Source organism: Mesorhizobium sp. LNHC252B00 (genome assembly GCF_000502955.1).
Classification (GTDB): Bacteria; Pseudomonadota; Alphaproteobacteria; order Rhizobiales; family Rhizobiaceae; genus Mesorhizobium.
Genome location: NZ_AYWO01000018.1, coordinates 21,574 through 48,291 on the forward strand (window position 1 = coordinate 21,574; position 26,718 = coordinate 48,291).

General features: G+C 62.1%; 25 protein-coding genes, 1 tRNA gene and 1 pseudogene. 9 read left to right on the forward strand and 18 right to left on the reverse strand.

Going from position 1 to position 26,718, the window contains the following annotated elements; translation table 11 throughout:
* Nucleotides 1–7 precede the first annotated feature (7 nt).
* Together X744_RS149640 and X744_RS149635 are read right to left on the reverse strand one after the other, a co-directional pair.
* Entirely contained in the window at nucleotides 8–322 is a 315-nt protein-coding gene (locus X744_RS149640) for a DUF167 family protein (RefSeq protein WP_023760872.1), read from the reverse strand.
* Nucleotides 319–609 (reverse strand): YggT family protein, encoded by a 291-nt coding sequence (locus X744_RS149635; RefSeq protein WP_023760873.1) that lies wholly within the window; start codon nucleotides 607–609, stop codon nucleotides 319–321. Before X744_RS149635 ends, X744_RS149640 begins: the two co-directional genes overlap by 4 nt.
* 158 nt (nucleotides 610–767) lie before the next feature.
* Between X744_RS149635 and X744_RS149630 the strand changes: the two genes are divergently transcribed.
* The 5 genes from X744_RS149630 to X744_RS149615 all read left to right on the forward strand — a co-directional run bounded on the left by X744_RS149630 (nucleotide 768) and on the right by X744_RS149615 (nucleotide 8,262).
* A tRNA-Ala gene (locus tag X744_RS149630) sits at nucleotides 768–843 on the forward strand.
* A 146-nt stretch (nucleotides 844–989) separates the two neighbouring features.
* Nucleotides 990–4,487 (forward strand): type I restriction-modification system endonuclease, encoded by a 3,498-nt coding sequence (hsdR, locus tag X744_RS149625; protein WP_023760874.1) that lies wholly within the window; start codon nucleotides 990–992, stop codon nucleotides 4,485–4,487.
* Entirely contained in the window at nucleotides 4,487–5,953 is a 1,467-nt protein-coding gene (locus X744_RS149620; RefSeq protein ID WP_023760875.1) for an N-6 DNA methylase, read from the forward strand. The genes hsdR and X744_RS149620 overlap by 1 nt, the downstream gene beginning before the upstream one ends.
* A complete protein-coding gene (locus X744_RS01000000170025; RefSeq protein WP_023760876.1) occupies nucleotides 5,950–7,332 on the forward strand; it encodes a restriction endonuclease subunit S in 1,383 nt (460 codons plus the stop codon). The genes X744_RS149620 and X744_RS01000000170025 overlap by 4 nt, the downstream gene beginning before the upstream one ends.
* A 9-nt stretch (nucleotides 7,333–7,341) precedes the next feature.
* Nucleotides 7,342–8,262, forward strand: coding sequence for a restriction endonuclease (locus tag X744_RS149615; protein WP_023760877.1), 921 nt, complete (start codon nucleotides 7,342–7,344; stop codon nucleotides 8,260–8,262).
* A gap of 90 nt (nucleotides 8,263–8,352) precedes the next feature.
* Here X744_RS149615 and X744_RS149610 read toward each other — a convergent pair whose 3' ends face one another.
* The 7 genes from X744_RS149610 to X744_RS149585 form a co-directional block, all read right to left on the reverse strand.
* Nucleotides 8,353–9,159: a ParB/RepB/Spo0J family partition protein gene (locus tag X744_RS149610; protein WP_031260692.1), complete on the reverse strand. Its 807-nt coding sequence runs from the start codon at nucleotides 9,157–9,159 to the stop codon at nucleotides 8,353–8,355.
* Nucleotides 9,160–9,181: 22 nt separating this feature from the next.
* On the reverse strand, nucleotides 9,182–9,751 hold the full coding sequence (locus X744_RS149605) for a hypothetical protein (RefSeq protein ID WP_245266784.1): 570 nt from the start codon (nucleotides 9,749–9,751) through the stop codon (nucleotides 9,182–9,184).
* A gap of 232 nt (nucleotides 9,752–9,983) precedes the next feature.
* Nucleotides 9,984–10,631 carry a recombinase family protein gene (locus tag X744_RS149600; protein WP_023760880.1) on the reverse strand — a complete coding sequence of 216 codons (648 nt, stop codon included), beginning with the start codon at nucleotides 10,629–10,631 and terminating at the stop codon, nucleotides 9,984–9,986.
* Nucleotides 10,632–10,778: 147 nt separating this feature from the next.
* A complete protein-coding gene (locus X744_RS0137635; protein WP_031260694.1) occupies nucleotides 10,779–11,057 on the reverse strand; it encodes a hypothetical protein in 279 nt (92 codons plus the stop codon).
* A gap of 95 nt (nucleotides 11,058–11,152) precedes the next feature.
* Entirely contained in the window at nucleotides 11,153–11,578 is a 426-nt protein-coding gene (locus X744_RS149595; protein ID WP_023760882.1) for a hypothetical protein, read from the reverse strand.
* Nucleotides 11,579–11,724: 146 nt separating this feature from the next.
* On the reverse strand, nucleotides 11,725–12,720 hold the full coding sequence (locus X744_RS149590) for a hypothetical protein (RefSeq protein WP_023760883.1): 996 nt from the start codon (nucleotides 12,718–12,720) through the stop codon (nucleotides 11,725–11,727).
* A gap of 49 nt (nucleotides 12,721–12,769) precedes the next feature.
* Nucleotides 12,770–14,152 (reverse strand): tyrosine-type recombinase/integrase, encoded by a 1,383-nt coding sequence (locus X744_RS149585; RefSeq protein WP_023760884.1) that lies wholly within the window; start codon nucleotides 14,150–14,152, stop codon nucleotides 12,770–12,772.
* 427 nt (nucleotides 14,153–14,579) lie between these two features.
* Between X744_RS149585 and X744_RS149580 the strand changes: the two genes are divergently transcribed.
* Together X744_RS149580 and X744_RS149575 are read left to right on the forward strand one after the other, a co-directional pair.
* A complete protein-coding gene (locus X744_RS149580; RefSeq protein ID WP_023760885.1) occupies nucleotides 14,580–15,323 on the forward strand; it encodes a helix-turn-helix transcriptional regulator in 744 nt (247 codons plus the stop codon).
* Between the two features lie 413 nt (nucleotides 15,324–15,736).
* Entirely contained in the window at nucleotides 15,737–15,985 is a 249-nt protein-coding gene (locus tag X744_RS149575; RefSeq protein ID WP_023760887.1) for a hypothetical protein, read from the forward strand.
* A 186-nt stretch (nucleotides 15,986–16,171) separates the two neighbouring features.
* Here the strand turns inward: X744_RS149575 and X744_RS149570 are convergent, their stop codons facing one another.
* The 4 genes and pseudogenes from X744_RS149570 to X744_RS149560 form a co-directional block, all read right to left on the reverse strand.
* Nucleotides 16,172–17,116 carry an energy transducer TonB gene (locus X744_RS149570; protein ID WP_023760888.1) on the reverse strand — a complete coding sequence of 315 codons (945 nt, stop codon included), beginning with the start codon at nucleotides 17,114–17,116 and terminating at the stop codon, nucleotides 16,172–16,174.
* Nucleotides 17,113–17,559 (reverse strand): TonB system transport protein ExbD, encoded by a 447-nt coding sequence (exbD, locus tag X744_RS149565; RefSeq protein ID WP_023760889.1) that lies wholly within the window; start codon nucleotides 17,557–17,559, stop codon nucleotides 17,113–17,115. Before exbD ends, X744_RS149570 begins: the two co-directional genes overlap by 4 nt.
* A 4-nt stretch (nucleotides 17,560–17,563) precedes the next feature.
* Nucleotides 17,564–18,561, reverse strand: a pseudogene (gene exbB / locus X744_RS1000000176040) (tonB-system energizer ExbB).
* Nucleotides 18,562–18,626: 65 nt separating this feature from the next.
* The gene (locus X744_RS149560) at nucleotides 18,627–19,424 is read right to left on the reverse strand and encodes an ATP-binding cassette domain-containing protein (protein ID WP_023760890.1); all 798 of its coding nucleotides are present in this window, start codon (nucleotides 19,422–19,424) and stop codon (nucleotides 18,627–18,629) included.
* 240 nt (nucleotides 19,425–19,664) lie between these two features.
* Between X744_RS149560 and X744_RS149555 the strand changes: the two genes are divergently transcribed.
* Complete coding sequence (locus tag X744_RS149555; protein WP_023760891.1) at nucleotides 19,665–20,351, forward strand: isochorismatase family cysteine hydrolase; 687 nt, start codon at nucleotides 19,665–19,667, stop codon at nucleotides 20,349–20,351.
* Nucleotides 20,352–20,357: 6 nt separating this feature from the next.
* Here X744_RS149555 and X744_RS149550 read toward each other — a convergent pair whose 3' ends face one another.
* Together X744_RS149550 and X744_RS1000000172335 are read right to left on the reverse strand one after the other, a co-directional pair.
* Complete coding sequence (locus tag X744_RS149550; protein ID WP_023760892.1) at nucleotides 20,358–21,299, reverse strand: LLM class flavin-dependent oxidoreductase; 942 nt, start codon at nucleotides 21,297–21,299, stop codon at nucleotides 20,358–20,360.
* Nucleotides 21,300–21,411: 112 nt separating this feature from the next.
* Nucleotides 21,412–21,567 (reverse strand): hypothetical protein, encoded by a 156-nt coding sequence (locus X744_RS1000000172335; protein WP_023760893.1) that lies wholly within the window; start codon nucleotides 21,565–21,567, stop codon nucleotides 21,412–21,414.
* A gap of 290 nt (nucleotides 21,568–21,857) precedes the next feature.
* On the opposite strand from X744_RS1000000172335, the gene X744_RS149545 reads away from it, so the two are divergent.
* On the forward strand, nucleotides 21,858–22,625 hold the full coding sequence (locus tag X744_RS149545) for an SDR family oxidoreductase (RefSeq protein ID WP_023760894.1): 768 nt from the start codon (nucleotides 21,858–21,860) through the stop codon (nucleotides 22,623–22,625).
* A gap of 235 nt (nucleotides 22,626–22,860) precedes the next feature.
* On the opposite strand, the gene X744_RS149540 is transcribed toward X744_RS149545, so the two are convergent.
* From X744_RS149540 to X744_RS149530, 3 genes are all read right to left on the reverse strand, one after another.
* Nucleotides 22,861–23,805 carry an ABC transporter permease gene (locus X744_RS149540; protein WP_023760895.1) on the reverse strand — a complete coding sequence of 315 codons (945 nt, stop codon included), beginning with the start codon at nucleotides 23,803–23,805 and terminating at the stop codon, nucleotides 22,861–22,863.
* Complete coding sequence (locus tag X744_RS149535) at nucleotides 23,802–24,857, reverse strand: ABC transporter permease (protein ID WP_023760896.1); 1,056 nt, start codon at nucleotides 24,855–24,857, stop codon at nucleotides 23,802–23,804. The genes X744_RS149540 and X744_RS149535 overlap by 4 nt, the downstream gene beginning before the upstream one ends.
* Nucleotides 24,858–25,074: 217 nt before the next feature.
* Nucleotides 25,075–26,589 (reverse strand): ABC transporter ATP-binding protein, encoded by a 1,515-nt coding sequence (locus X744_RS149530; RefSeq protein ID WP_023760897.1) that lies wholly within the window; start codon nucleotides 26,587–26,589, stop codon nucleotides 25,075–25,077.
* Nucleotides 26,590–26,718: the final 129 nt, after the last annotated feature.

Below are 26,718 nucleotides of genomic sequence, written 5' to 3' on the forward strand. Positions count from 1 at the left end.
AAGGCCATCACGACTGTTGGCCGAGCGCCTCGATGTTTTTCGCCAGCATCGCCGGGTCGCCTGCGATGCGCACGGTCTTCAGCCGGGCGGTGCCGCCAGCGACAATCGAGACGGCGGACACCGGCACGTCGAGCGTCTTGGCGATCAACTTTTCGAGCGCTTTATTGGCTGCACCGCTTTCCGGCACGGCGCGGACGCGAGCCTTGAAATGGCTTCGTCCGTCCGCTGACGTCTCGACGCCTTCAAGCCTGTCCAGCGCAGCCTTTGGCGTCAGCCGGACAAACAGGTCGACGCCACCATCGCGCAAGCGGAACGGGCTCACAGGATCAGAGGTGCCACCGTGGTGAGTATGAACTGCCGCAAGAAGAACAGGACCAGAAGCAGGATGATCGGCGAGATGTCGATGCCACCAAGGTCCGGCATGAAACGGCGGATCGGCCGCAATGCCGGCTCGGTCAGGCGGTAAAGCATGTTGCCTATGGAACCGACGAACTGATTGCGCGAGTTGACGACGTTGAAGGCGTAAAGCCAGGAGAAGATCGCCGAGGCGATGATGACCCACCAGTAGAGGTCTAGCGCCATGACGATTGTTTGAATGAGGGCGAGCATGCCGGTCTCCAATTGTTGCCGACATGTAGCCATTGCAGGCGAAACCGGCAAGTGCCGCCTTCCGCCGCATGCGGCCCGAAGTCGGCGGCCGCCGATTTCGGCAAAGCGCCGCCTTGACAGGAAACCACGGCGCCCGATAAATGCCCCATCCGCTGGACGGGGCTGTAGCTCAGCTGGGAGAGCGCGTCGTTCGCAATGACGAGGTCAGGAGTTCGATCCTCCTCAGCTCCACCAGCGGATTTTGTAGGGCATTTTTCGCAGCGAAATCAGGGTGATGGTCAAGGCGACCCTTTTGGTTTGGCCCACGCCTTTGGCCCACGTTTGCCCTTCAACTTGATGACCTGTTAGGAAAAGTGTGCAACATTGCTCTTGGGGGAGTAATGAGCGGCACATCCAACTTCGCGTTTCTGGCAACCCACGACCAGCGTCTTGCCACGCTCGGGACGTTAGCCGAACGGTATTTCCGGGACGACCCTTCCACCGCGATCTTCAAGTTGCGGCAGTTCGCCGAGCTGATGGCCAAGCTGATAGCCGCGCGCCATGCGGCCTATCGCGACGAGCGCGAGAGCTTCAACGATCTGCTTCGGCGGTTGTCATATGAGCGCATCGTTCCGAGGGAAGTCGCCGATCTCTTCCACGCGCTGAAGAACGTCGGAAACGACGCGGCCCATGAGATCAAGGGCAATCTCAGCCACGCGCTGACCGCTCTGAAGAATGCCCGATCGCTTGGTGTCTGGTTCCATCGGACCTATGGCAGGCAGCCCGGCTTCAACCCCGGCCCCTTCGTCCCTCCAGCCGAGCCGGCTGATGCCACTGCACCACTGCGTCAAGAGATCGAGGAATTGCGTCACAAGATCGCGGAGAGCGAGGAGGCTGTCACCATAGCCCGCCGCGACGCCGAGGAGCAAATTCGCGTCCGTGAGACGGTCGAGGAACAGTTCAAGCGTGAAGCCGAGGAACGAGCGGCATGGGAGCAGCTTGCGCATGAGAGCGAGGCCGAGAAATCAGTTCTTATCGCCCGGCTTGCAGGTATTGACGCGCTGGAGGTTCAGTCCCCGTTTGGGTTCAGCGAAGCATCCGATCCTTTCCTTGCGTTTGAGCGGGCGGAGACTGAAGCCGAGAAGGAAGCACTTGTCGCCAAGCTCGCAAGCATTCAGGCCGAGGCCGCAGCCGCGCCGCGCTCCGAAGTCGCCGAACTGGTTGAACGCGGCGAGGAAGCGGCCACGAAGATCGAACTCGACGAGAGCCAGACCCGCGCTCTTATCGACCAGCAGCTTCGGGATCGCGGTTGGGAAGCCGACACAAAGGCACTGCGCCATAGCGCAGGCATCCGCCCAGCCAAAGGTCGCAACATGGCGATTGCCGAATGGCCGACCGTCAGTGGCCCGGCCGACTACGCTCTCTTTGTCGGCACCATGCTTGTTGGGGTCGTGGAAGCCAAACGCCAGCGCAAGAATGTGTCGGCATCCATCGACCAAGCCGAACGCTACTCGGTCGGGATCAGTGACAGCGGCGATTTCGTCATGGCGGGCGGGCCATGGGGCGTCCATCGCGTACCCTTCGTCTTCGCCGCGAACGGACGCTCGTATCTGAAGCAGATCGAAACCGCGAGCGGCGTCTGGTTCCGCGACACGCGGCGCAGCGCCAATCATCGCCGCGCACTGGTGGACTGGCTGACACCAAAGGGATTGGCCGGGCTTCTGGAGGTCGATCAGGATGCCGCCACCGCCGCCTTGAAGACCGAGCCATTCCAGTTCGGCTTCCCGCTCCGACCGTATCAGGAAGGAGCCATCCGGGCCGTAGAGACTGCCTTGGCAGCCGAGCAACGCTCAATGCTGGTGGCGATGGCGACCGGAACCGGCAAGACCAAGCTCGCCATTGCTCTGCTCTACCGGCTGCTGTCGGCCAAGCGGTTCCGTCGCATCTGCTTTGTCGTCGACCGCAGCGCGCTCGGGCACCAGACCGAGGGCGAGTTCTCTACCACCAAGGTCGTCTCCGGCAAGACCTTCGCCGAAATCTTCGGCCTGAAGGGCCTGGAGGACGTAACGCCGGAGCTGGAGACCAAAGTCCACATCTGCACCATTCAGGGATTGGTCAAGCGCGTGCTGTTCGCCGACACCTCCGAGGCGCCGCCCGTCGACCAATACGATCTGATAGTCATCGACGAGTGCCATCGAGGCTACCTTCTAGACCGGGAGATGTCGGATGCCGAACTCAGCTTCCGGGGTCAGGACGACTACATCTCGAAGTACCGGCGCGTGCTGGAGTACTTCGACGCCGTCAAGATCGGACTGACCGCCACGCCCGCGCTCCACACCACCGACATCTTCGGCGACCCGATCTTCCGCTACTCCTACCGCGACGCTGTCATCGACGGCTACCTGATCGACCACGAGCCGCCGATACGCATTGAGACCGCCTTGGCGCGAGCAGGGATCAAGTTCCAGAAGGATGAGCAGCTCGACCTCTTGAACACCCACACCGGCGAGATCGACCTCGCCCATGCTCCCGACGAAATCCGCTTCGAGGTCGACCAGTTCAACAAGCAGGTGATCACGCCGGAGTTCAACCGCGTCGTCGCCGAGGAACTAGCGAAGCATATCGACCCGGCCTTGCCCGGCAAGACGCTGGTCTTTGCCGCCACCGACGCCCATGCCGACATGGTGGTGAGTGCAATCAAGAAGGCATTTGCCGAAGGCTATGGTGGGATTGACGACGCGGCGGTGAAGAAGATCACGGGCAGCGTGGATAAGGTGCAGAACCTGATCCGCTCGTTCCGCAACGATGCTTATCCACAGATCGTGGTGACGGTCGATCTGCTCACCACTGGCATCGACGTGCCGAAGATCACCAATCTCGTGTTCCTGCGTAGGGTCAACAGCCGCATCCTCTATGAGCAGATGATCGGGCGGGCGACACGCCAGTGCCCAGAGATCGGCAAGGAAGTGTTCCGCATCTTCGATGCCGTGGACCTCTATCCGCATCTCCAGGACCTTACCGACATGAAGCCGGTCGTGGTCAATCCCTCGATCACTTTCGAGCAGCTTGTGCGTGAACTGGTCGAGGCGACCGAGGATGCCCATCGCAACACCATCCGCGAGCAGCTTGCCGTGAAGCTGCGCCGTCGCCTGAAGAAGCTTCCCGAGGAGGCCCGACAGCGGTTCGAGGCGGTTGCGGGCGAGACGCCGGAGGCAATGCTGAGGCGCCTATTGGCCGACGATGCTCCTGCCCTCGCGGCATGGCTGAAGGATCGTTCCGCTGTTGGCCCGATCCTGGACTGGCAGGGCGATGGCGACAACCAGCGCTTCGTTCCGATCTCGCACCACGCCGACGAGGTCGTTGCCGTTACCCGTGGCTATGGAGAGGCGACGAAGCCGCAAGACTTCCTCGACGGGTTCTCGGCCTTCGTTCAAGGCAACGTCAACACCATCGCCGCCCTGAAACTGGTCGTGACGCGCCCGCGCGATCTGACCCGCGCCGACCTGAAGGAGCTTCGTCTCGCACTCGACCGCAATGGCTATTCCGAAGCCAATCTGCGCCGGGCATGGGCGGACGCGAAGAACGAGGAGATCGCCGCCTCGATCATCGGCTTTGTCCGTCAGGCCGCGATAGGTGACCCGCTGAAGCCCTATGCCGACCGGCTTCGAGCTGCCATGCGGACCATCATGGCGAAACACCAATGGACGGACCCACAGAAGCGATGGCTAAAGCGCATCGGCGAACAGATCGAGAAAGAGGTCATCGTTGACCGCGAAGCCATCGACAAGGAGCCGTTTATCGCCGATGGAGGGTTCAGCCGGCTCAACAAGGTGTTCGGAGGCGAGCTTGAAACCCTGCTCGCTGAGATCAACGAAGAAATGTGGAAGAAGACTGCATGATGACCAGCACCACCGACATCGTCGCCAAGCTTTGGGGCCTCTGCAACGTCCTTCGTGACGATGGCGTCACGTACAACGTATATGTAACCGAATTGACCTTCCTGCTATTCCTAAAGATGCTCGAAGAGACCGGACGAGAGAACCGCCTGCCGGACAACTACCGCTGGGGCATGCTCGCCAAGCGCGAGGGCATGGAGCAACTCGACTACTACAAGTCCATGCTCCTCGACCTTGGCAAGGCCAAGGATGGGCTGGTTCGCGCGATTTTCATCGACGCGCAGACATGTCTCCGCAAACCGGCCAATCTTAAGGCGCTGACCTCCAACATCGACCAGTTGGATTGGTTCTCTGCTCGCGAGGAAGGTCTGGGCAACCTCTACGAAGGGCTGCTGGAGAAGAACGCCTCCGACAAGAAATCCGGCGCAGGACAGTACTTCACGCCGCGCCCACTGATCGACGCCATCGTGCGTCTCATGCAGCCGCAGCCGGGTGAGATAGTGCAGGACCCGGCAGCGGGTACCGCCGGCTTCCTCGTCGCCGCCGATCATTACATCAAGCAAAAGACTGACGACCTTTACAAGCTGCCCGAAGCGCAAGCCTTCTTCCAGCGGCACAATGCCTTCGCGGGGGCCGAGCTTGTCCCAGACACGCATCGGCTCTGCATGATGAACCTATTGTTGCATGGCATCGAAGGTGGCGTGGACAACATCGACACGCTGTCGCCGGATGGGGAGACGCTTCCCAGAGCTGACCTGATCCTGACCAATCCTCCGTTCGGCACCAAGAAAGGTGGCGGCCGCCCGACGCGCTCTGATTTCTCGGTCACGGCAGACACGTCCAACAAGCAGCTTGCGTTCGTGGAACACATCGTGCGTGCCCTGAAGCCCGGTGGCCGCGCTGCCGTGGTGGTGCCTGACAACGTGTTGTTCGAGGACAACACCGGACGACGCCTTCGCACGTGGCTGATGGAACTTTGCAACGTGCATACGATCCTGCGCCTGCCGACCGGCATCTTCTATGCCCAGGGGGTCAAGACCAACGTGCTGTTCTTCCAGCGCGGCAAGACTGACAAGGGGAACACGAGCGCCGTCTGGGTCTATGACATGCGGGCCAATATGCCTGCTTTTGGCAAGACGCGCCCACTTACTATGGCGGACTTTGCCGACTTCGAGACCGCCTTTGGCTCCGATCCTAACGGAGCTGTCAAGCGAAAGGAGGAGGGCGAAGAAGGTCGGTGGCGCAAGTTTACCCGCGAGGAAATCACCGCCCGCAACGACAATCTCGACATCGCTTGGCTACGCGACACCGAGGCCGAGGCGGAGCAGTCGCTGACCGAGCCTGAAGACATCGCCGCTGCGATCATCGGCCATCTCAAGGCCGCTCTTGAGGAGATCGAGGCGCTGTCGGAAGAGATCGGGCCGGATAGTGTCGAGGAGGCCGCTGCCATCGCGGAGGCTGCGGAATGAGCGAGGAGCGATGGGAAGTACCGACGACTTGGGCGTGGGCTTCTATTGGTGAGATAGCCGAGGTTGTAGGTGGCGGCACGCCGTCGACCGGCGACGACAGCAACTTCGTCGAACATGGTATTCCGTGGCTAACGCCGGCTGATCTTACAGGCTATCGGGACGTTTACATCTCCCGTGGTCGTCGTGACCTTAGCGAGAGGGGGTATCGGGCCAGCGCAGCCCGCATTGTGCCGGCGGGAACGGTATTGTTCTCATCGCGAGCGCCTGTTGGGTATTGCGCCATTGCAGGTGGAGAGATCAGCACAAATCAGGGGTTCAAGAGCTTCGTTCTAAAGAACGGGCTAAGTCCAGAGTACACGCGGCACTACCTTCTGGCTTCGGTGGACTATGCCGAAAGCAAGGCGAGCGGGACAACATTTAAGGAGCTGTCCGGCAGCCGCGCCGCCGAACTTGCGGTTCCGGTTGCACCGGCCGCCGAGCAAACGCGGATCGTGACGAAGATCGACAGCCTTACCGGCAAATCCGGGCGCGCCCGCGATCACCTCGACCACATCCCCCGTCTCGTCGCGAAGTACAAGCAGGCCGTTCTGGCGGCGGCGTTCACAGGGGACTTGACGAGAGAGTGGAGGGAAACGAGCAAAGCCAGCGGTACTTGGAACTTTGTGAGTTTGGATGAACTGGTCGACGAGGGGCCAACAAATGGTTGGTCACCTAAGAGCGGACCAGATGCCAAGGGTGCGCTTACCCTCAAATTGACGGCGACCACCTCGGGCGTGATGCGACTGGACGCCGACGCCATAAAGCGCATCTTCGAGAGCCCGGCTCGCACATCGAGTTATTGGCTAAGACCCGGTGATTTGCTCGTGCAGCGGGCCAACAGTCTTGAATATGTGGGCGCCTCAGCGATCTTTGACGGGCCTCCTAACACATACATTTATCCGGACTTGATGATGCGATTGCGCATCTATGATCACGACAAGCGGCGATATGTCTGGAGGTTCTTGAACTCGCCGAACGCACGTGAGTATCTCCAGAGGCACGCTACCGGCACCGCCGGCAACATGCCTAAGATCAGTGGAGCAACGCTTCGAGCACTGACTGTGCCGGTCCCGAGCCTTGATGCCGAATATGCGGAGGTCGTCCGACGCATAGAAACCGCCTTCGCGTGGATCGACCGCCTTGCCTCCGAAACGATCAGCGCCCACAGGCTGGTCGACCACCTCGACCAAGCGATCTTCGCCAAAGCCTTTCGAGGCGAACTCGTGCCGCAAGACCCTGCCGACGAACCCGCATCCGTATTGCTGGAGCGGATCGGGGCCGAGCGCGGCACCGCACTGAAGGAGAGGCGCGGACGAGGCCGGCCGAGGCTTTCCTCGTAGGGCCGTAACATGACCATTCCCGACTATCAGTCGTTGATGCTTCCAGTCCTACGCCTTGCCGAGGAGGGCGAGAAGAGGGTTATGGACGTAGTTGGCCGTATCGCCGATGAGTTTGATCTGACACAGCAAGAGCGCGAGGAAATGCTCCCCAGCGGTCGCCAGCGCGTCCTGCACAACCGCATTCATTGGGCGAAGTTCTACATGTCGAAAGCAGGCTTGATCACCTCCCCTGGTCGCGGGCGGTTCATCGCTACCAGCGCGGGGCGCGAACTGCTGGCCGGAAATCCGCAGCGGATCGACGTGACGATGCTAATGTCCAATCCATCATTCAGGGAGTTCTACAAACCAGAACGCGCTGAGGACGAACCTGCGTCCTATCCCTCGCCAAATCCCGAGCCCGACGCCGCTACACCCGAAGAGCAAATCGAGGCAGCATTCCGCTCCGTTCAGCTCGCGTTGCGGGCCGAGCTGCTGGAACGCATTGCGCAAAACAGTCCAGCGTTCTTCGAGCAACTGATCGTCGACCTTCTCGTAGCTATGGGATATGGCGGGTCTCATAAGAATGCTGCCGAGCAGCTTGGCCGCTCCGGCGATGGCGGGATCGACGGCGTGGTGAACGAAGATCGCCTCGGGCTCGACAGAGTGTACGTGCAGGCCAAGCGGTACGCGTTTACAAACACAGTTGGACGACCCGACGTGCAGGCATTCGTCGGCAGTCTCGTCGGCTTAGGTGCAACCAAAGGCGTCTTTGTCACGACCTCGACGTTCAGCCCTCAGGCGCGCGATTTCGTAAAGCATCTGTCCCAAAGAGTGATCCTGATCGACGGCCAGACGCTCGGTGATCTCATGATCGAACATGGCGTAGGCGTTCGCATCAGCCGCGCCATCGAGTTCAAGCGGCTCGACGAGGATTTCTTCTCAGAAGAATAGGGCGGTGGAACTCAGCCATCCATGACGGTTTGTCGAGAGCCCGTCATTTGCCTATCCAAAATGGACACCTAAGGATTGGATAGGGTTAGGTTAGAACTCACTCTGCTCGTCGTCCTCCGGCAGGAAGTCCCGCAATTCAGCGACAACCTCAGGCAACTTGCGACCGAAATACGTCGCCAACGCCATCGCGGCGACCTCCGGATGCTTGGCCATGCTGGTTGAGAACTCCTTGGCGAGACGGTCCGCGAACCGCTGGGCCAGTTCCTCTTTCCATTGCTCGCGGTCTCCGTCGCTCATCTCCTCAGCGGAGCCTTCTGCTGCCTCACGAGCCCGCCACCATGAAGGATAGTTAAACGCGTCTTGCCCGAGCCTCTTACGAACGCCCCGCATGTTGCCGACTTGCGCTACTGACACACCGGCCGCCTTAGCGATCTCGGCCTTGCTGTGCTGATCGAGTTGAACGAGCCTCCAAGCGTAGTCCTGTCGCTCGCGCGAGGCCATGGGCAGCTTCACCTGAGAGTTTGCCCTTCCGGCCTCCAGCACGGCTTCCTGCGGCGTTCCTTGGAAGTACCGCACAGGGATGCCGACAACCGTTCCTACCCGCCGGTACGCTTCCATTCGGTGATGACCGTCAACGAGAACCGCCTTTGGTCCGACCGGCAGGACGGTCACGGGTTCAACCTTACCAAAATTCTGAATGGTTCGAGCAAGGTCACCTATGTGCTTCTCGCTGATCTCGCGAGGCTGGAACAGTTCCGGCATAAGCGTGATCTCGTCGAGTGCCAATTCAGCCGGTCGAGCGCATTGTTGCTCAACTTCAGTCGCTGACACCAACTCTGCCAGGAGCCGGGCGGGTTCAAATAAGCTATCGTTGGTTTCCTGGATAGCCGCAGTCATATCTCCATCCATCACTTTGGACCTATGCTCGTTGCGGTTCGGGGAAGGCTTTGCACCGATGCTCGACAAGAAGCTCGCAAGCCTTCTCCAGCGCCTCGCCCATGTGCCTCAGGACCCTTCCGCGCGGCCTCGGATACACGTGCAATTCGGTCGCGGTCGGGCCCTCACCCCATCGCTTGTGCGTGCCCGAAGCCATCCGATGAACGAGCTTGGCGGCCTGCACCTGCTTGAACTCAGCCTTCCGTTCGGCCTGTGCGTCGTCCCTAATGATCATCTCAACTGCCAGCCACGCGGCGACCACTCGACGTGGGTCGATGCCGACCTTTCGCAGCCTCGCCCAAGCGGCTTTGGCACGGTCCTGCGGTGACAGCCCGCGCAACCGGAAAGCCTCCATATGAGGCCCCGAGGTTTGCAGAAGAGTAGTCACGCGCTCGACCGCATTGACCACGTAGGTGTCGGTTTTGTTTCCCTCCAGCCATGCCAGGGCAGCGACCCGATAGGGGCTGATCTCTCGTGCCGCGTAGGACGGCCGGTAAGGGCTTCCGTGGCGGGCATAGTGATCGGCATGGGAGCGGCAGAACCGCGTGTCCAAGCCATCTCCTGTACCCGCACGAGCCGGCCTACTGCACCCGACCACGCGGCATCGGGTGAACATCGCGCTTGGTTCGTTGGCCCGGCCGTTCACTTCGGCTTTCCGCTCGTGCTTCGCAGTCCAGTTGGTCAATGGTCGTCATCCTCAAAGTAGCCACCCCGCATCAGCGGAGGGGCAAGCGTCTACTGCGGCGCAGCCGGCAGGGACAACCGCAAATGTGTCCTGACCTCGATTACCCAACGTCAGGGTTCGCCGCGAGATGGTCGGAAGGTGCAAGGCGCTTTGCCAGCTTTGCGAGGGTGGACCGCGAGCAGTTGGTGGCCCGCACAATCGTGTTCCAGCTCTGCCCCTTCCGAAGCATTTCCAAGATGGCCTCGTTGCGCTCAGCGTCCTCGGGCCTGCCCTTCATGCGCCCCTCGGCCTTCGCCTTAGCGAGGCCCTGAGCCTGTCTGCGGCGTCGGTCATCGTAGTCCTTACGAGCGATGGCAGCGAGCATGTCGAGCAGCATCTCGTTGATGGCGTCGAACATGCGTCCGGTGAAGGCGTCCTCGGTCTTCAGCATCATGTGCGAGGTCGGCAGGTCCAGCGCCACCACCTTAACCTCTCGGTCCTTGATCTCGCGCTTGAGCTGGTCCCAGTCCTTGTCCGACAGGCGGCTCAGGCGGTCGACCTGTTCGGTGAGCAGAATGTCGCCCGGCTTGCTATCCTTGAGCAGCCGGAACAGCTCCGGCCTGTGCAACGACGCGCCGCTCTCGTTCTCCTCATAGGTGGCGGCAATGGTCAGCCCCCGCTCCCGGCAGAACGCCTCAAGGTCCCCTCGGGCGCGCCCTGCGTCCTGTTCCTTGGTTGAAGCCCTCAGGTAGGCTCGGATGAATGTCATAGTGCCCTCCAGTTCGGTTTGACTGGTTCGCTAATAGGCGGTTCGCTTTGAGTGGTCAAGGGGTATTTCTCGAACCAGACCAAGCCCGGTTCGGAAAGGGCACACCTTAAGAAACCAAGCCTCACGGCAAGGTCAATCGCGGTAGGATTAGTCGCGGGTCAGGAGCGCCTTGACAGACTTGTGTTCCCATGTCGGTGCATTGAGTAAGACTGCAGCTCTGTCAGGCTGATCCCAGATAGCTGAAGAGTGGCCCCAATAGAAGAAATGCGCCTTCTTACCTGTCGTAAGAGCTTTCTCGCTGTCTGTGCCCGCTTTGGTGTACAGAACAACGAGGTCCCCGGCTGCCACGAGTTTGTACGTGAACCAGTATGTGTAATGCAGGCCGATGGTGACGTTTCCGTTCTCATCGAGACCTGACTGAGCCATCAGATAGTCTCCGACATCTGTCGACGACCTTACTCTCAGTGTAATCCTTTCGTGCGCTAGGTCGCCTGCTCTTATGATGGATCGAAGCTCTAAGTTCATTTGACCAGCCACTTTGTTAATGTGCCGCCGCAAACCAACGCTATCCCAAGCGCGAGCGCACCCGCCCCCGCCAATCCAGTGCCCCAGACGACCGGGGCAAACCCCAGAAGTGCAGAGCCCACCGCAACGGTGAGGGTGGAAAGAATGTCCCACCCCGCTGACTTTGTTGCTTGCACGGTGAGGATGGCGGCGCGCTTATCCGCTTCATAGAACTTGTCGCGATAGCTTTGGGCGTCGAACAGTTCCCTTTCCAGTCTGTCAACGTCATCCAGGAGCATCTTCCGGACGCCGGGCGCCTTCAACTCTTCCTCGCTGAGTTCTCGGCGAACACCGAGGAATGACCTACGCCCTTTCGACTGGGGTGCTTGCTGCTGTGGAACAGGTAGAAGCGGCTCCTCGTCAGGTGCTGCTTTGTCGGTCATGTTCCGGCCCTCCTGCAGCGATAGCAAACCTGTGTGACGATACCGTATCGCTTTCGCAACTTGGCGGATTGCTTAGCAGATTTCCGTCCTTTGGCGATAGGTTCGCGGAGGGGTACGGGGGGTCGGCGCGCGTGCCAGCTATCCGATCACCCGCGCGGATTTTTTGCCGGAGATTTCCGAGCCCTTTTGGCTGGCTGTACTTTCTCCCCCGGCTTCCTGATCGCGGCCAAGGGGACGGTCATGATTGCGCACTCGCCGCTATCGTGTCCGGCACGGGTGAACAGCCCCTCGGTCTCGCCATTGCGAGGTACCGGAACGCCCCTTCCCGTCCAGCCACAGTCGGCACACACAGGGCGCTCCCACGCAACCTCCGGCAAGTCCTCGCGCCACCCCTCCTCTGGAAAGAGGTGGGGGGAACCACATTCCGGGCACAGCTCGGGTACCCCGCGTATCTGCCGAACTACCAATGAAATAGCCAGGCCCAAAGCATGTTCGACTGCCGCAAGGGCGGCTTCGGCGTCGTGCCAAGTAGCTGAGTGGGCGTGTGTCAACCAGTTCGAGAACACCCATGCGTCGGTCAACATCGACTTGAAGAGATGGCGTCGTTCCCGCTGATCAGCCCCAGGAAGTGCTGTGTTGCAGATCAGATCGGTCCAAGCGCGAAAGTCTGCCCTCTTGGGGACCGGCTCCGTAGCCCATTCAGTGATGTCCTGAGCAACGCGAATAAACGCAAGAAGAACCTCGCGGGCTCGCATCCCTACGGCTTGGTAGTCGGCCACTTTCTGGGCCTGCCCCAAAGCGTCCGTGGCTTCGGCCAAGCCTGCGAGCACATCCCCAAAAGGAATAACGCGACTGTCAGACTTTCGCTGCTGCTCGGTGCGCGGGACACGCAAGCAGAGGCCCACGTGGAAAGTAACCACAAGATCCATGTTGGGAAACTGCTCTTGCGAGTAGAGGTTTGTCGGATTGGTAATGACCCACCAACGACCACCGTTCGTGTGAACATCCCACACATCGTGCCGGTGGCCGATAAGGGCCTCCGAATAGACCTTCTGTAGGAACGTCACCTTCGTGCGCTTAGGCGACTGCGATAGTAGGTACCTGACAACGTCGGCTCTTTCCTCCTCGGTTGCGGTCAACATGCGCGTGTCTGTCCTCGTTTTGCTACGGCAAATCTGCTCAGGTTTGGCGTCAGCCTGCAAGTGGTGGCTGCGGCAGCTTCACTGCCTCCACACACGCCCGCATTTGTTCCGCCGAGGCTCCCTTGGTGTAGACCCCGAAGGTAATTTCCTTCTTGTTCGGCTTGTGACCCACAATGTCCTTGATGGTCTCCAGGGGCTGCCCAGCATGACGCGCTGCTGTGATGAACCATTTCCTCGCCGAGTGGAAGTTGACGAGGCTCCGCCGCTTCCCTTCGCGCACATCATTAACCCTCAGGGACTTACGATACCGCTTGAACCGCTTGCCGAAGGTGTCGCCAGGGTCCCGCTCCTTAGCCAACTCATGAAACAGCCAGTCCTTCGGCGTTTTGTCCTTGGTCCTACGCTCAACGATCTCCTTCAGGTCTGGGTGGATTGGCACCCTGCGCGCCGCCGAGATGGTCTTGCCTTGCTGAATGTCGAATAAGTCGTCGTGGACCTCCTCGACCCACAAGGTGACAACCTCGGCGAGGCGCATGCCAGTCAAGCATGAGATGCGCAGGGCGTCTTCGATTTGCTGACGGAACTCTGTGTCCATCTCCTCGGGATAGTCAGTGTAGAGGAGGGCCTGCAATTCTTTGGTAGTGAAGGCCCTCTCGGTTTCGTTATCGCCACGCTCGATCCTACGCTTGTTGTCGGGAAGCGTTTGCCCCAGCCATGGGCTGTCAATCGCCCTTCCGCCGACGACTTTGCCGTCAACGTGCCCCCGCAGAGTTAGGTAGTCCCAATAGCCACGTAACGCCGTTAGATGCTTCTTGGCGGTGCTACGGTCCATTGGCTCGATGGCATCGGTGACATACCGGCCCACCGCTCTACGGTTGATGTCGGGCAGCTTCAGACCCTCTTGATCGCACCAGCGGGCGAACCGCTTGACCAGCCCACGGCGTTCATTGGTAGTCTTGTCCGCCAGCTTGATAGCCTTCAGGTAGGTCTCCAGATGCTCGTCAATCGGAACCTTCCCCGCAAAGGCGGCGGCGAACTCCTTGCGGTCTTTGCCACGAAGTCGCTCCGCCTCTTCCTCGGCAGCACTCACCGCCACATCATAGGCGGTCAGCTCGCCCTCCTCGGCGTGATCATCGGCGTGCCTGAGGTCGACCAAGGCCTCGCGCCAAATGGTGCCGCGTTCACGTGCTGACAGCGTTGCGGCGCTGACTACCTTCCCTGCCTCAATCTGTCGGAACAGGCTGCGGGTGTCCCTTTCGACTTGGTCACGCCGCGCCATCGCCTCCCGAATGTCACCAGTCTGAAGGTTCTCCCGGTAGTGAGTTTTGCCGCCGAAGTGGCCTCGCATTGCGACCGGAACCCCAATCTTGAACCACCACACACGGCGCTTCAGCTCAAGGTGGCGTCTGGCGCTGTTTCGCTGTCTCGGCATAGAAAAACCCCCAATTTGGCCCACGCATTTGGCCCACGTCTGGCGGTCTATCGCACTGATTTGCAACGATTTCAAGGGGGTCGGTGGCGTCAGCGTCGATCCTCCTCAGCTCCACCAGCGGAATAATCGATTTCTGCTTTTCACGACAAGAGAAACGCTGCGCGCTCGCCTGCCGGCGATATTTGTTGTGCCAACGTGCCGGCGAAGGCCGCTACTGCGCCTCGCGATACCGATAAAACTGTTGTCAGTTGGGCTTTTGGCGGAAGCTACCCGTGGATTGCCGCTATTTTTTTGGAAGCCGCCCCCCTAGATTGGCGCTACCAAATCAGTTTTCTGTGCGTTGTGACAAGGCGTTTCTGCGGGGCGACTGGAGACGCTATATGGGTTTTCGAATCGAAATGAAGAAGCCGCCTGCGGAAGCAAAAACGTGTCAATTCGCGAGAATCTCGCTGCAAACCTTAGACGGCTCTGCAAGGACCATGCCTCCGTAAGCGCGGTATGCCGTGAGCTGGGCATCAACCGCACGCAGTTCGAGCGCTACCTGCAAGGACAGACGGTTCCGAACAAGGCCACCGCCGCGCTGATATGCGACTACTTCCGGATCAACGAGCCCGAACTGTACCGGGATCCCGGTGTCGCCGAACCCCGGGTCCGCGGCCTGCCGCCGATGTCCGAGGGCTTGTTCAACCAGATGATCCGCCCGCCTAGCCCATCGATCGCGGGGGGCACCTATTTCACCTATTTTTCGATCCCGGCCCGGCCCGACCTCTTGATGCGGTCGGTAACCTTCGTGCGTCGCCAGGCCGAGCTGGTCACCTTCAGAAGGGTCAACGGATGGTCGGAACACCGGGGATCGACATGGGCGCGAGGCAACCACTATGGAGTGGCGATCTCGCGCCTGAACTGGATCTATTTCAGCGGCATCAACCGCCGCCAGACCGGCGAGCCGTCGCTGATCTCCGTGCAATGGGCTCCGATCTTCGAACCGGTGCTGATTGGCAAGGCCATGCTTCTGACGGAGGCCGGGCCGGCATTCGTGTCCGTCATCATGCGGCGCGACACCGCCAACATCCGTTCAAGGGACGCCATCCGCATGGCACATGTCATCAGGCTCGACGATCCCGGCGTCGATCAACTTGTGGTCAGCCTGACCCACGATGGGCTGGGCTGATCGGCCTCGATCACCGTAGTTTACGCTAAATAAGAATAAGCATATACCGAAAAAGCGTACGTTAGCGATTGTCTACTCTGTATCTGAATAAAAACGATATTTTACACTTTAAGACCAGGAAAGATGATCCGTCCGCCGGTCTTTGGCGTGCAGATTTACTACAATTTTAACAGACTATTAATGCTTTCGACCTTACCTTTCTTGCTGTGGATCTCGTTCTGGATGGGCTTTCAACGGATCCCGATGGTCAGGAAGGGTCAAAAATGGCCAGGAAAGTGAACAGACCTCCGAAGCTGACGATTGCGGCCGGCACGCAGACCGTCTTCTTTTCGCAGGCCATGCACGACAACAAGCGCTGAAGGCGTTCCGCGCCGGCATTCCCCAGGGTACCATCAGTCTGACAGGAGCAGCACGTGTCGAATCAGTCCTTACGTCAGTCGGAACTCGACAGTCTTCAGTATATTTCGGCGGTAACCAATGAGCTCGTGCAGATGGCCGAAGCAGGCCGTTTTCCCATGATCTCTTATCTGCTGGGCATGGCCTATGCGGAAGCCTTCGACGTTCTTCGCGGCGCACGGCCGGCCAGGCACACGCAGCTCAGTGGTAACCCGCTGCACCCCAAGGCAAAGGACATTCGCACTGCCCAGCCCAGGAGTGCGTAGCGGAATGCACTCGTCGCGGTAGCAATTGACGACAGCTGCCAAGCCGTCAGTGTCTGGAGCGGAGTGGACGCCTTCCGACGACCCGAATCTCAGGACGCTGCGCACGAAATACCGCTTCTATCTGCAGCAGCTCGAGGCCGTGGGCCCGTCGTTGAGCTACTGATGAGCCCGGCTTTGGTCTAGTCTCTAGTTGCGCAGGCTGAACACGAATGGCGCCGTTCGGCTCTGGCGCGAACCGAGTTCCGGCGGCGGTGCCGGCACTGTGGCGCCTTGCAGCACCGCCAGTGCGGCGCGGTCCAAATCCGCATCTCCGGACGAGCGAGAGAGCCTGGCGGACAGGACCCGGCCGGACGAGTCGACCGTGAAGGCGACATACGGCTTGCCTTCCACCCGGCGAGCCTTGGCCGAACTGGGATAGCGCGTGTGCCGCTTGATCCAAGCGCCCAGACGCGAGTCCCACTTGCTGGCGTCGCCGGAGCGCGTTGTCGGTGCTGCCGACTTCGGCGCTGCGGTCCTGGGTGCGGGCTTTGCATCGGTACTTGCGACGGTTGCCGTCCTCGGCGGCGGCGCCTTCTCCTTCTTCGACGGTGGCTTGGGCTTTTCGACAGGCTTTTGCGGCTTGGCCTCGATTGGTTTCTTGTCCTTCACCACCTCGACCGGTTTCGGCTGCGGCAAGGGAATGACGACCTCGGGTGTGACAGCCTCCACAACATCCGGAACGGCCTCATCCGGCGGCGGCTGGTCGACCTGTTCAGCCATTTCGGTCTGGGTGGGCTCGGCCTCGTCGGGGGCGACGGCTTCCGTCTGTTCGATAACCGGCTCCGCCTTCTCGACCGGCGCTTCAGGCGTCGGCTCGGTCGTCGGTGTTGGATCGGCCTGATCTGATGTCACCGCGTTCGGCGCTGCAACCTGTTCCTCCACGGCCGGCATCACCGCCATCGGCGCCAGCTCGATCACCAGGGCCGGTGGCGGACCGCCGTCCGGGTCGGTGACCATCGTGAAATTCTGCACGGCATAGGCGACCGCGACATGCGCTCCGAGAACCAGCGCGGCGGCACTGGCCCACAAGCCAAGGTCGCGCCAGCCGAAGCGCGATAGCTGGACCGAGGGCAAGGCGGCCGCTTGCATCATGGCGCCGCTGCACCAGTGGCTGCCGGCGCCGCCTCCAGGCCAACGAGCGCGATCTTCAGATAGCCGGCGCCGCGCAGCAGGTTCATCGCGTCCATCAGGTCGCCATAGGCGACCGCCTTGTCGGCACGCAGGAAGATGCGCGTCTGCTTGTCGCCTTTTGTCCTGCTGTCCAGCGTCGCGGCGAAAGCCGGGCGCGGCACGCTATCGTTGCCGATCGCCAGCGTCAGGTCGTCCTTCAGCGTCAGGAACAGCGGCGTTTCGGGCCGCGGCGCGGGCGTTGCGGTCGAGCCCGGCAGGTCGACATTGACATCCACCGTCGCCAGCGGTGCGGCGACCATGAAGATGATCAAAAGGACCAGGATGACATCGATGAAGGGGGTGACGTTGATCTCGTGGCTCTCCTCGAGATCGTCATCCATGGTCTGTCGGATTCTGCTGCCCATGGCGCTACTCCGCCGCCAGCGCCGTTGCCGGCCCGACCGTGCGGAAGTCGAGGTCGCGGCTGACCAGCCGTTCGACACCCGCCGAGGCATCGGCGAGGATCTGGCGGTAGCCGGCTATCGAGCGGGCAAAGACGTTGTAGACGACGACGGCCGGTATTGCCGCGACAAGGCCCATCGCCGTGGCAAGCAGTGCCTCGGCGATACCTGGCGCGACCACGGCGAGATTGGTGGTCTGCGCCTGAGAGATGCCGATGAAGGCGTTCATGATGCCCCACACGGTGCCGAACAGGCCGACGAAGGGCGCGGTCGAGCCGATCGTCGCCAGCACACCGGTGCCTCGCGACATGCGCCGCGACGCCGCCGCCTCGATGCGCGACAGCCGTGAGGTGACGCGCTCCTTCAGCCCGTCGCCCGAGACATGATCGAGAGCGCCGGCCGAAAGCGCGGTCTCCTCCTCGGCCGCCCGCACCAGAAGCGCGCCGGGGCCGCCGCTGCGGTCGAGCGCACGGCTGGCCTGGCTCAGCGTGGCGGCATCGCCGATTGCCCGGACGGCGCGGCGGATGCGCAGCTTGCCACCAAAAATCTCGAGCGATTTGGCCAGCCATATCGTCCAGGTGACGAGTGAGGCAAAGGCCAGCCCGATCATCACCGCCTTGACGATGATATCGGCCGCCATGNCGTTCAGGTGACGAGTGAGGCAAAGGCCAGCCCGATCATCACCGCCTTGACGATGATATCGGCCGCCATGAACATGCCCCATGGCGACAGATCATGCGGCAGGGTCGACTCCATCGCCGTTGAAAGGCCAGTCTCGCCCGGCAGGGTCGCGTTCGGCTGGTTGGCTGGCTGCGGCGGCGCGACTGCCGGTGCAACGGGCGCTGGCGGCGCGGCGGGCGCTTCGATCGCGGGCGCGCCCCTGACCGGTTGCTCCTGGGCGGTCGCGCTACCCACCGACAGGATGACGGATGCGACCAACGCCGCCAACAAACCATATCTAGACAACAGCGTCTTCCTTGTTCTCACAGCGGCCAGCCGCTTTCTATTTCCCACCGCTGCATCAAATCTCGTCACTGCACGTAACCGACGGGCTGGCCGGTGACGGGGTGCGCGAACACGCCCATCTCCACGCCGAAAATGCCTTTCAGCACATCGCTTCGCATGATCTCGCCAGGCGTGCCGCGCGTCAGCAGCTTGCCGTCCTTAAGCGCGATCAGCTCGTCGCAATAGCGCGCCGCCATGTTGGGATCGTGCAGCACCACCACCACGCAAAGGTCACGTTTGCGGCTGAGATTTCGGACCAGCCTGAGCACCTCGACCTGATGGGCGATGTCGAGTGCCGAGATCGGCTCGTCGAGCAGCATGACGCCGGCATTCTGTGCCACCAGCATGGCCAGCCAGGCGCGCTGGCGTTCTCCGCCGGACAATTCGTCCACCAGCCGGTCGGCAAAGCCTTCCATGTCGGTCAGGGCCAGCGCCCCGTCGACATGCTGCCTGTCCTCGGCACGGAAACGGCCAAGCGCGCCGTGCCAGGGATAGCGCCCGAGCGTCGCCAGTTCGCGCACGGTGAGACCGGTCGCCGCCGGCGTCGTCTGCGGCAGATAGGCAAGCGCGCGAGCGAACTCGCGGGCGCCCCATTGCGGCAGCGGACGCCTGGCGAAGGTGATGGCGCCCGAGCTTGCCGGCTGCTGGCGCGCCATGAGCTTGATCAGCGTCGACTTGCCCGAACCATTGTGGCCGATCAGCCCGTAGACGCGCGAGCGCTCCAGTTCGAGCGAGACCGGACCGAGCAGGGTCCGCGCGCCGACGGCAAAGCGCACCGCATCGATATGGAAGGCAGTCTGGGCATCAATTCCAGCCACGGTCATGGCATCTCTCCAATGCGGCCGCTTGCATCTCCAGATTCCGGCTTTCGGCAAGCCGATGCCCGGTTGACTAGGAAACATGACGTTGCTAGTCAACATTAAAGATGACTGCAACGATCAACAAATCGCCGTAACCTTCCGCACCTCGGCACTCTGCCGCTTCGCGTTGGGCTGCCACGCCGGTGGACGGCTGCTGCTTCGCCGGTCAGGATGGGCCCCGCAAATCGGTGAGGAGAGCCCAAAATGATCAAGGCGAGACCCTTCGACTTCCCCTTTGACGGCAGGCTGGTGGCCGAAAACACGGCACTGATCGTCATCGACCTGCAGCAGGATTTCCTGTCGACGACGGGTTACTTTGCCAGGCAGGGATATGATCCCGCACCGCTCAGGGCGATCCTGCCGACAGTGAGCCGGCTGATCGCCGCTGCCCGCAAGGCTGGCATAAGGGTCATCCACACCAGGCAGGGCTATCGGGCTGACATGGCCGACATGACGCCCTACGAGAAATGGCGCCGCAAGCGCGCCGGGCTCGAAGGCACCGAAATCCTGCTGCGCTCGGGCCCGGGGTTCCAGATTGTTCCGGAGATCGACGTGGCGCCGCAGGACATCATCGTCGACAAGACCTGCAACAGCGCCTTTACCTATACGGATTTCGAACTTGTCCTGCGCGCGCAAGGCATCACGCATCTGCTGTTTTCAGGATGCACAACGGACGTCTGCGTCCACACCACGCTGCGCGAGGCTTGCGACCGCAATTTTCAATGCCTGACGATCTCGGATGCCTGCGCCAGCGGCGACCAAAGGGCCCACGAAGCCGCGCTGCACATGGTGACGGTCGAGGACGGCGTCTTCGGCGCGCTGGCGGATTCAGCCGCCGTCATAGAAGGCCTGTCGCGGCTTGGCGACAGGCCTGAAGCACCGAAGGGCTGAAGGCCCTCAGCCCGCTGCGCGCGTCTCAATACTCGCGCGCGGCGCAAACGCCCCGGGCTGGAATGCGTCCGTTTCGCGGCGCACCAGCGAATTGCGCAGCAGGGCGATCGTTTCCCGGCCAACGGTGGCGATCTCACGCGGCGTGTCGACGCCGACAATCATGAATTCATCGATCCCGAGAGCCGCATAGGCAAGCAGCGACAGGGCGGCCTGGGCCGGCGGGCCGGCCACGTCGACCGCCTTGAGGCCGGGGGCGGAAGCACCCTGGTGGATCCTGACCGGAAGCGCAAAGCGCAATTTGCCCGCCCGGCCGTGTTCGGCGGCCGCGACCCGCACCCGCTCCATGGACTGCCGGACTTCGTCGATCGAGCCCGGCGCCAGTTCGAAGACATCGGCATGCCGGCCAGCCACCTTAACTGCCGTCCCGGATTGCCCGCCCATGCGGATGATCAGGTCGGCGCCGTGCGGACCCTTGCGCGGCACGTAGCCGCCTTTGATGCTGTAGAACGCGCCTTCATGGTCGAAGGGCCGGTCGTTCGACCAAAGCCGCTTGAGCAGCACCAGATATTCGTCGATGCGCTGCCAGATGACGGTGTGGCCGACCGGCCGTGTTTCGGCGTCGGCGTCGCTCAGCGGCTCGCTGATCATCCGCAGCACCAGCCGCCCGCCGCTTTTCCTATCGATCGACGCAAGCTGGCGGGCCGCGACTGTCGGTTCAACCACGCCCGCCCAGTGCGTTAGCACGACTTCCAGCGACAAGGTCCGGTCCAGCACCTGGGCAGCAAGATCCATATTGGTCAGCAGCCCGGCCGAATCGTCGACGACGATCTTGCGGAAACCGCCGTCCTCGATGAGTCCGAGCTTGGTCGCGGTCTCGGCGAAGTCATAGAAAAAGGGAACTGCAGCGTCGGCGGTCTTGCCGGGAACATGCGTGAACTCGATCGGCATTGCCATCTCCTCAATTGTGTCGGGCGCGCGCAAGCGCACCGAGGATTCGGTTCATTCAACTCCGATTGCCTGGAAGCGGTGGGGCAGCTAACCCCGGTCGATCTGACGAACGCTAGGGGATGAGGCCCAGAACAACGGCCCCGGTGAACACAAACGCAAGGGCAAAGACCACATAGGCGAAAGCGCCGGCATAGGCCGGGCGGAAGGTCTGGGCATTGGCCAGCCTCTGGCCGCTGCGATCCGTCTGGGCGTTCTGGATATAGGACATATCTGCCTCCGTCTCGCCGGTTAATCTATAAAACTTGTAGACTTTGTCGATTGCTATTTTCGCACCTTAGATAGAATAATTTTCTCATTTATGTTCGAAAATTGGTTGTCACTTGCTGAGCGCGTATGATAGAGCAAGCGGCCGAACATGGCATGTCCAAATCGCCTGTGCGTGGGATGGACCTATGGCCGTGTCCCTGCTGCACCCAATTCGTGCGTTGGCTGCCCGCTGCGAGCGCGGTAGCATCGCCCAACCATGCAGAGCGGAATCGTCAAATAGGGAGCGAGGCAATGGGCACAAGACTGGCCGGCAAGGTCGCTATCATTTCAGGCGGCGCGACGGGAATGGGCGGGGCGGCCTCGGAACTGTTTGCGGCGGAAGGCGCCAAGGTGGCGATCATCGACCGCAATAACGAGGCCGCTGTCGCAACCGCGGCGGCGATCCGGGAGCGTGGCCATGTCGCCGCGCATTTCGTCGCCGACGTCTCCGATGAAGGCCAGGTCGAATCGGCCGTGAAGGGCGCGACTGAAAAGTTCGGTCCGGTCACCGTGCTGTTCAACCATGCCGGCACCATCGTCATCAAACCCTTCCTGGAGACGACGGTACAGGAATGGGATTGGCTGCATGCCGTCAATGTGCGCTCGATGTTCCTGATGACGCGCGCCGTGCTGCCCGGCATGATCGCGGCGGGCGGCGGCTCGATCGTCTGCACCTCGTCGATCTCGGCGGTGGCGGCGACGCCGAACGAAGTGCTCTACGACACCACCAAGGGCGCCTGCCACATGTTCGCGCGCGCCATCGCCGTCGAGTTCCGCGACCGCAACATCCGCTGCAACGCCGTATGTCCCGGCTTCATCCGCACGCCGCACGGCTTGCGCGAGGTCGCCGATTTGGGCAAGCTCGGCATCGATGTCTCCGACGCCGCACTGGCCGTGCAACAAGGCCGCATCGGCGAGCCGGAAGAGGTGGCCAAGGCAGCGCTGTACCTGGCCAGCGACGAGTCGAGCTTCGTCAACGGCACGCATCTGTTCGTCGACAACGGCTTTACAGCGATGTGAGGTTTCTAGAATCCAGGTTCCTCGCTCCCAGGGACAGCTTGGCGCCCTTCCTCTACCCCGTCGATCGGGGGAGAGGTGTCGAGCGCAGCTCGACGGGGCGGGGGTCGACCGTTGGCGCGGCACAGGAAGGTTCTTGCACCTTGGTCCCCTTTCAATATCCGTTGGCGACCGTTGCCAGGTGGTTCCCCCACTCCGTCGCTGCTTCGCAAAGGAAGGGACACCAAGCCCTGCTCGCCTACCGCTCTTCCCGTCGAAATGGCTTGAGCAGCGCCGAGGGCGCCACCGCATTGCGCGACATCACCGCCATGGCGACGATGGTGAAAATGAAGGGCAGCATCAGGAACGTTTCGTAGGGGATGTGCCCGAGCCCGCTGGCCTGCATGCGCAGCTGCAAGGCATCGACAAAGGCGAACAGCAGCGCGGCCCCTGCCGAGCGCCACGGATCCCAGCGGCCGAAGACGACCAGTGCGATCGCCACCCAGCCGCGCCCCGACACCACGCCGAAGGTGAAGGCGTTGAACTGCGCCATCGACAGGAAGGCGCCGGCAAGCCCCATCAGCGCGCCGCCGAGGACAACCGCCTGGAAGCGTGTGGCGATGACGCTGACACCGGCCGAATCGGCGGCGCGCGGGTTTTCACCGACCATGCGCACCGACAGGCCCCAAGGCGTGCGGTAGAGCACGAAGGCGGCCAGTGGGATCGCAAGGATCGCCATGTAGACCAGCGCAAACTGGTTGAACACCGCCGGCCCGAGCACCGGGATGCCGGAGAGGACGGGGATCGGCAGCGTCTCGAACCCCTTGATGCTGGGCGGCACCGACTGCTGGCCAAAGATCAGCCGGTAAAGGAAGTAGGCAAGGCCCGACGAGAACAGCGTCACGCCGATGCCGCAGACATGCTGGCTCAAGCCCAGCACCACGGTGAACAACGCATGGAGCGCGCCCATCAGCATGCCGGTCAGTACCGCCGCCAGCACGCCGAGCCACAGGCTGCCGCTGAGGCTGGCGGCGGTGAAGCCGGTCATCGCCGACAAAAGCATGATGCCTTCGATGCCAAGATTGAGCACTCCGGCGCGCTCGGAGAACATTTCGCCGAGCGTCGCAAACGCCAGCGGCGTGGCGATGCGAATGATGGCGGCGAGGAAGCCTACCTGAAAGATCTGTTCGAACACCGCGCTCATCGGGCAGCCCCGACGCGACGGATGCGATAGGCGGTGAACAGCAGCGCCACCAGCATGGCGAGCAATGCGGTGCCCTGGATGACGTCGCTGAGGAACGCCGGCACCCCGGTTGCGCGCGACATCGCCTCGGCGCCGGTCATGACGGCGGCCAGGAAGATCGCCGCCGGCACGACACCGAGCGGATTGAGCCGCGCCAGCATGGCAACGACGATTCCGGAATAGCCATAGCCCGGCGAGATGTCGCTCATCACCTGGAAATGCACGCCGCCGACCTCGCCGACGCCGGCCAATCCGGCCAGTGCGCCAGACAGCAGAGCGGTGGAGATCAGCACGCGCTCGACATGGATGCCGCCATATCTGGCCGCTTCCTGGTTTTCCCCGGTGACCCTGATCCTGAAACCGAGCGTCGTGCGCACGATCAGGAACCAGATCAGCGGCGCCGTGATCAGCGCCACGACGACGCCGAGATGCAGCCTTGTGCCTTCGAGCAGCACCGGAAAATTGGCCGAATCCTCGATCGGCGGTGAGATCGGATAGCCGCTGAACGTGTCCTTCCACGGCCCCTCGATCAGAGCCATCAGTGCATAGTAGATTACTGAGTTGAGCAGCAGCGAACTGACGACATCGTCGACCTTGAATTTCACCCGCAGCGTGGCGGGAACAAGTGCTACCGCAGCGCCGGCCGCAGCCCCGGCCACCGCCATCAAGAACATGGCGAGCGGCCCCGGCATGGGGATCGCGCCGACAAAGCAGCTGGCCACGGCGCCGGCCAGCAATTGACCCTCGGCGCCGATGTTCCAGAATTTGGCCCGGAAGGCGACCGCGACCGCCAGTCCGGTGAAGATCATCGGTGCTGCACGCACCATGGTTTCGGTAATGGCATAGCTATCGCCGAGAGATGCCGTGAACATCACGCCATAGGATTCGAGTACGCCGGCACCGGCTAGCGCGATGAGCCCGCTGCACAGGACAAGCGTGGCGCCGATCGCCAGCAGCGGCAAAGCCAGATTGAACCAGGCAGGAGTGCTTGCGCGGACTTCCAGGCGGAACATTAGGCGGCACCCTCTGTTCGGTCTGTCGAACAAGGATTCTGACGAAGAGGAACCCCCACCCCTAGCCCCTCCCCACAAGGAGGGGAACTCTCGGAGGCGCTGACCACGACAAAACGGCTGAAGTTTGGGCTCGGAAGCTGTGTGAACGGCGCGCGGCAGCATCCCCCTCGCCCTTGTGGGGAGGGGTTAGGGGTGGGGGTCAGCGCCGCCAGAAGGTTCATCTAGACTCTCCCCCCGCCCCGGTCATCATTAGGCCGAGCCGCGCGATCGTCGCATCGGCGCTGTCGAGCGCGCCGACGATGCGGCCCTCATACATCACAGCGATGCGGTCGCAGAGCACCAGCAGCTCTTCGAGATCCTCGCCGATGACGACGATGCCGCAGCCCTTCGCCCGCATGTCGAGGAATTTCTCGTGGATGAAGCGGGCGGCTCCGATATCAAGGCCGCGCGTCGGCTGCGAGACAACAAGCACCTTCGGATCGAAGGCCAGTTCGCGCGCCAGCAGCGCTTTCTGCAGATTGCCGCCGGACAGCGCGCCGGCGCGGGTCATCGGCCCGGGGCACCTGATATCATAGGCCTTGATCTGTTCTTCCGCGAAGGCGCGGATCGCATCCGGCTTGAGCAGGCCCCTGCTGCTGAAAGCGGCGGTGCCGATGCGCGGCAGCACCATCGAATCGGCAAGCGGCAGGTTGGTGACCAGGCCTGTCGTCATGCGGTCTTCCGGGATGCGGCCAAGGCCAAGCGCCTGCACCTCGCGCGGCGAGAAGCGTGTGACCTTGCTGCCGGCGATCGTCATCTGGCCGGCGTCAAGCACACGCGTCCCGGAGATCACCTCCGCCAAGGCACGCTGGCCGTTGCCCGACACGCCGGCAATGCCGAGGATCTCACCGGCACGAACGGCAAGCGACACGTCGCGCAGCGGCGTACCCGAATGATGCGATGTCGAGATGCCCTTGAGAGTGAGCACATCAGCACCGGGCGTCGATGGTCCCCGCGCCGGCGGCACGATCTCGTGTCCGCACATCAATTGCGCCATTGCGGCCGATGTCGTGTTGGCGGGGTCATCGACCCGACCGGCAACGCGGCCATGCCGCAGCACCGTGCAGCGATGCGTCAGCGCCCGCACCTCGTTGAGCTTGTGCGAGATGAAGATGATGCCGAGACCTTGCGCCGCCATCGAGCGCAATGCCGAAAACAGTCCGTCGACCTCGCTCGGCGCCAGCACCGCCGTCGGTTCGTCGAGGATCAGCAGCCTGGCGCCGCGAAACAGCGCCTTGACGATTTCCAGCCGCTGCTGTTCGCCGACCGACAGCGCCGAGACCGGCAGGTCCGGGTCAAGTGTGAGGCCATGTTGGCGGCCGATCTCTGCCAGCCGTGCCAGCCCACCGGCGCGGTCGATCCGTCCTGTCTTGCCGGGAATGCCGATCAGAAGGTTTTCCAGCACAGTGAGCCGCGGCGCGAGATGAAAATGCTGGTGCACCATGCCAATGCCGGCAGCCAGCGCGTCGGCCGAACTGGTGATCCGCACCGGTTGGCCCTGGATGAGAATCTCGCCGGCGTCGGGCGCATAGGCGCCGAACAGCACGTTCATCAGCGTCGTCTTGCCGGCGCCGTTCTCGCCCAGCAATCCGAGGATCTCGCCGGGAGCGACGCTAAGGTCGATAGCCTCGTTGGCCTTGACCGCGCCAAAGCTCTTGGTGATGCCGCGCATTTCGATGAGTGGGGCGGGCAAGGGCAAGGATGCTCCTGATCGGAATTGGAATCGACGGATGGGGCGGCGCTGCACCCCCCTCTGGCCTGCCGGCCATCTCCCCCTCAAGGGGGGAGATCGGATGTCACTTTCGGCCTTCGCCAATTTTCC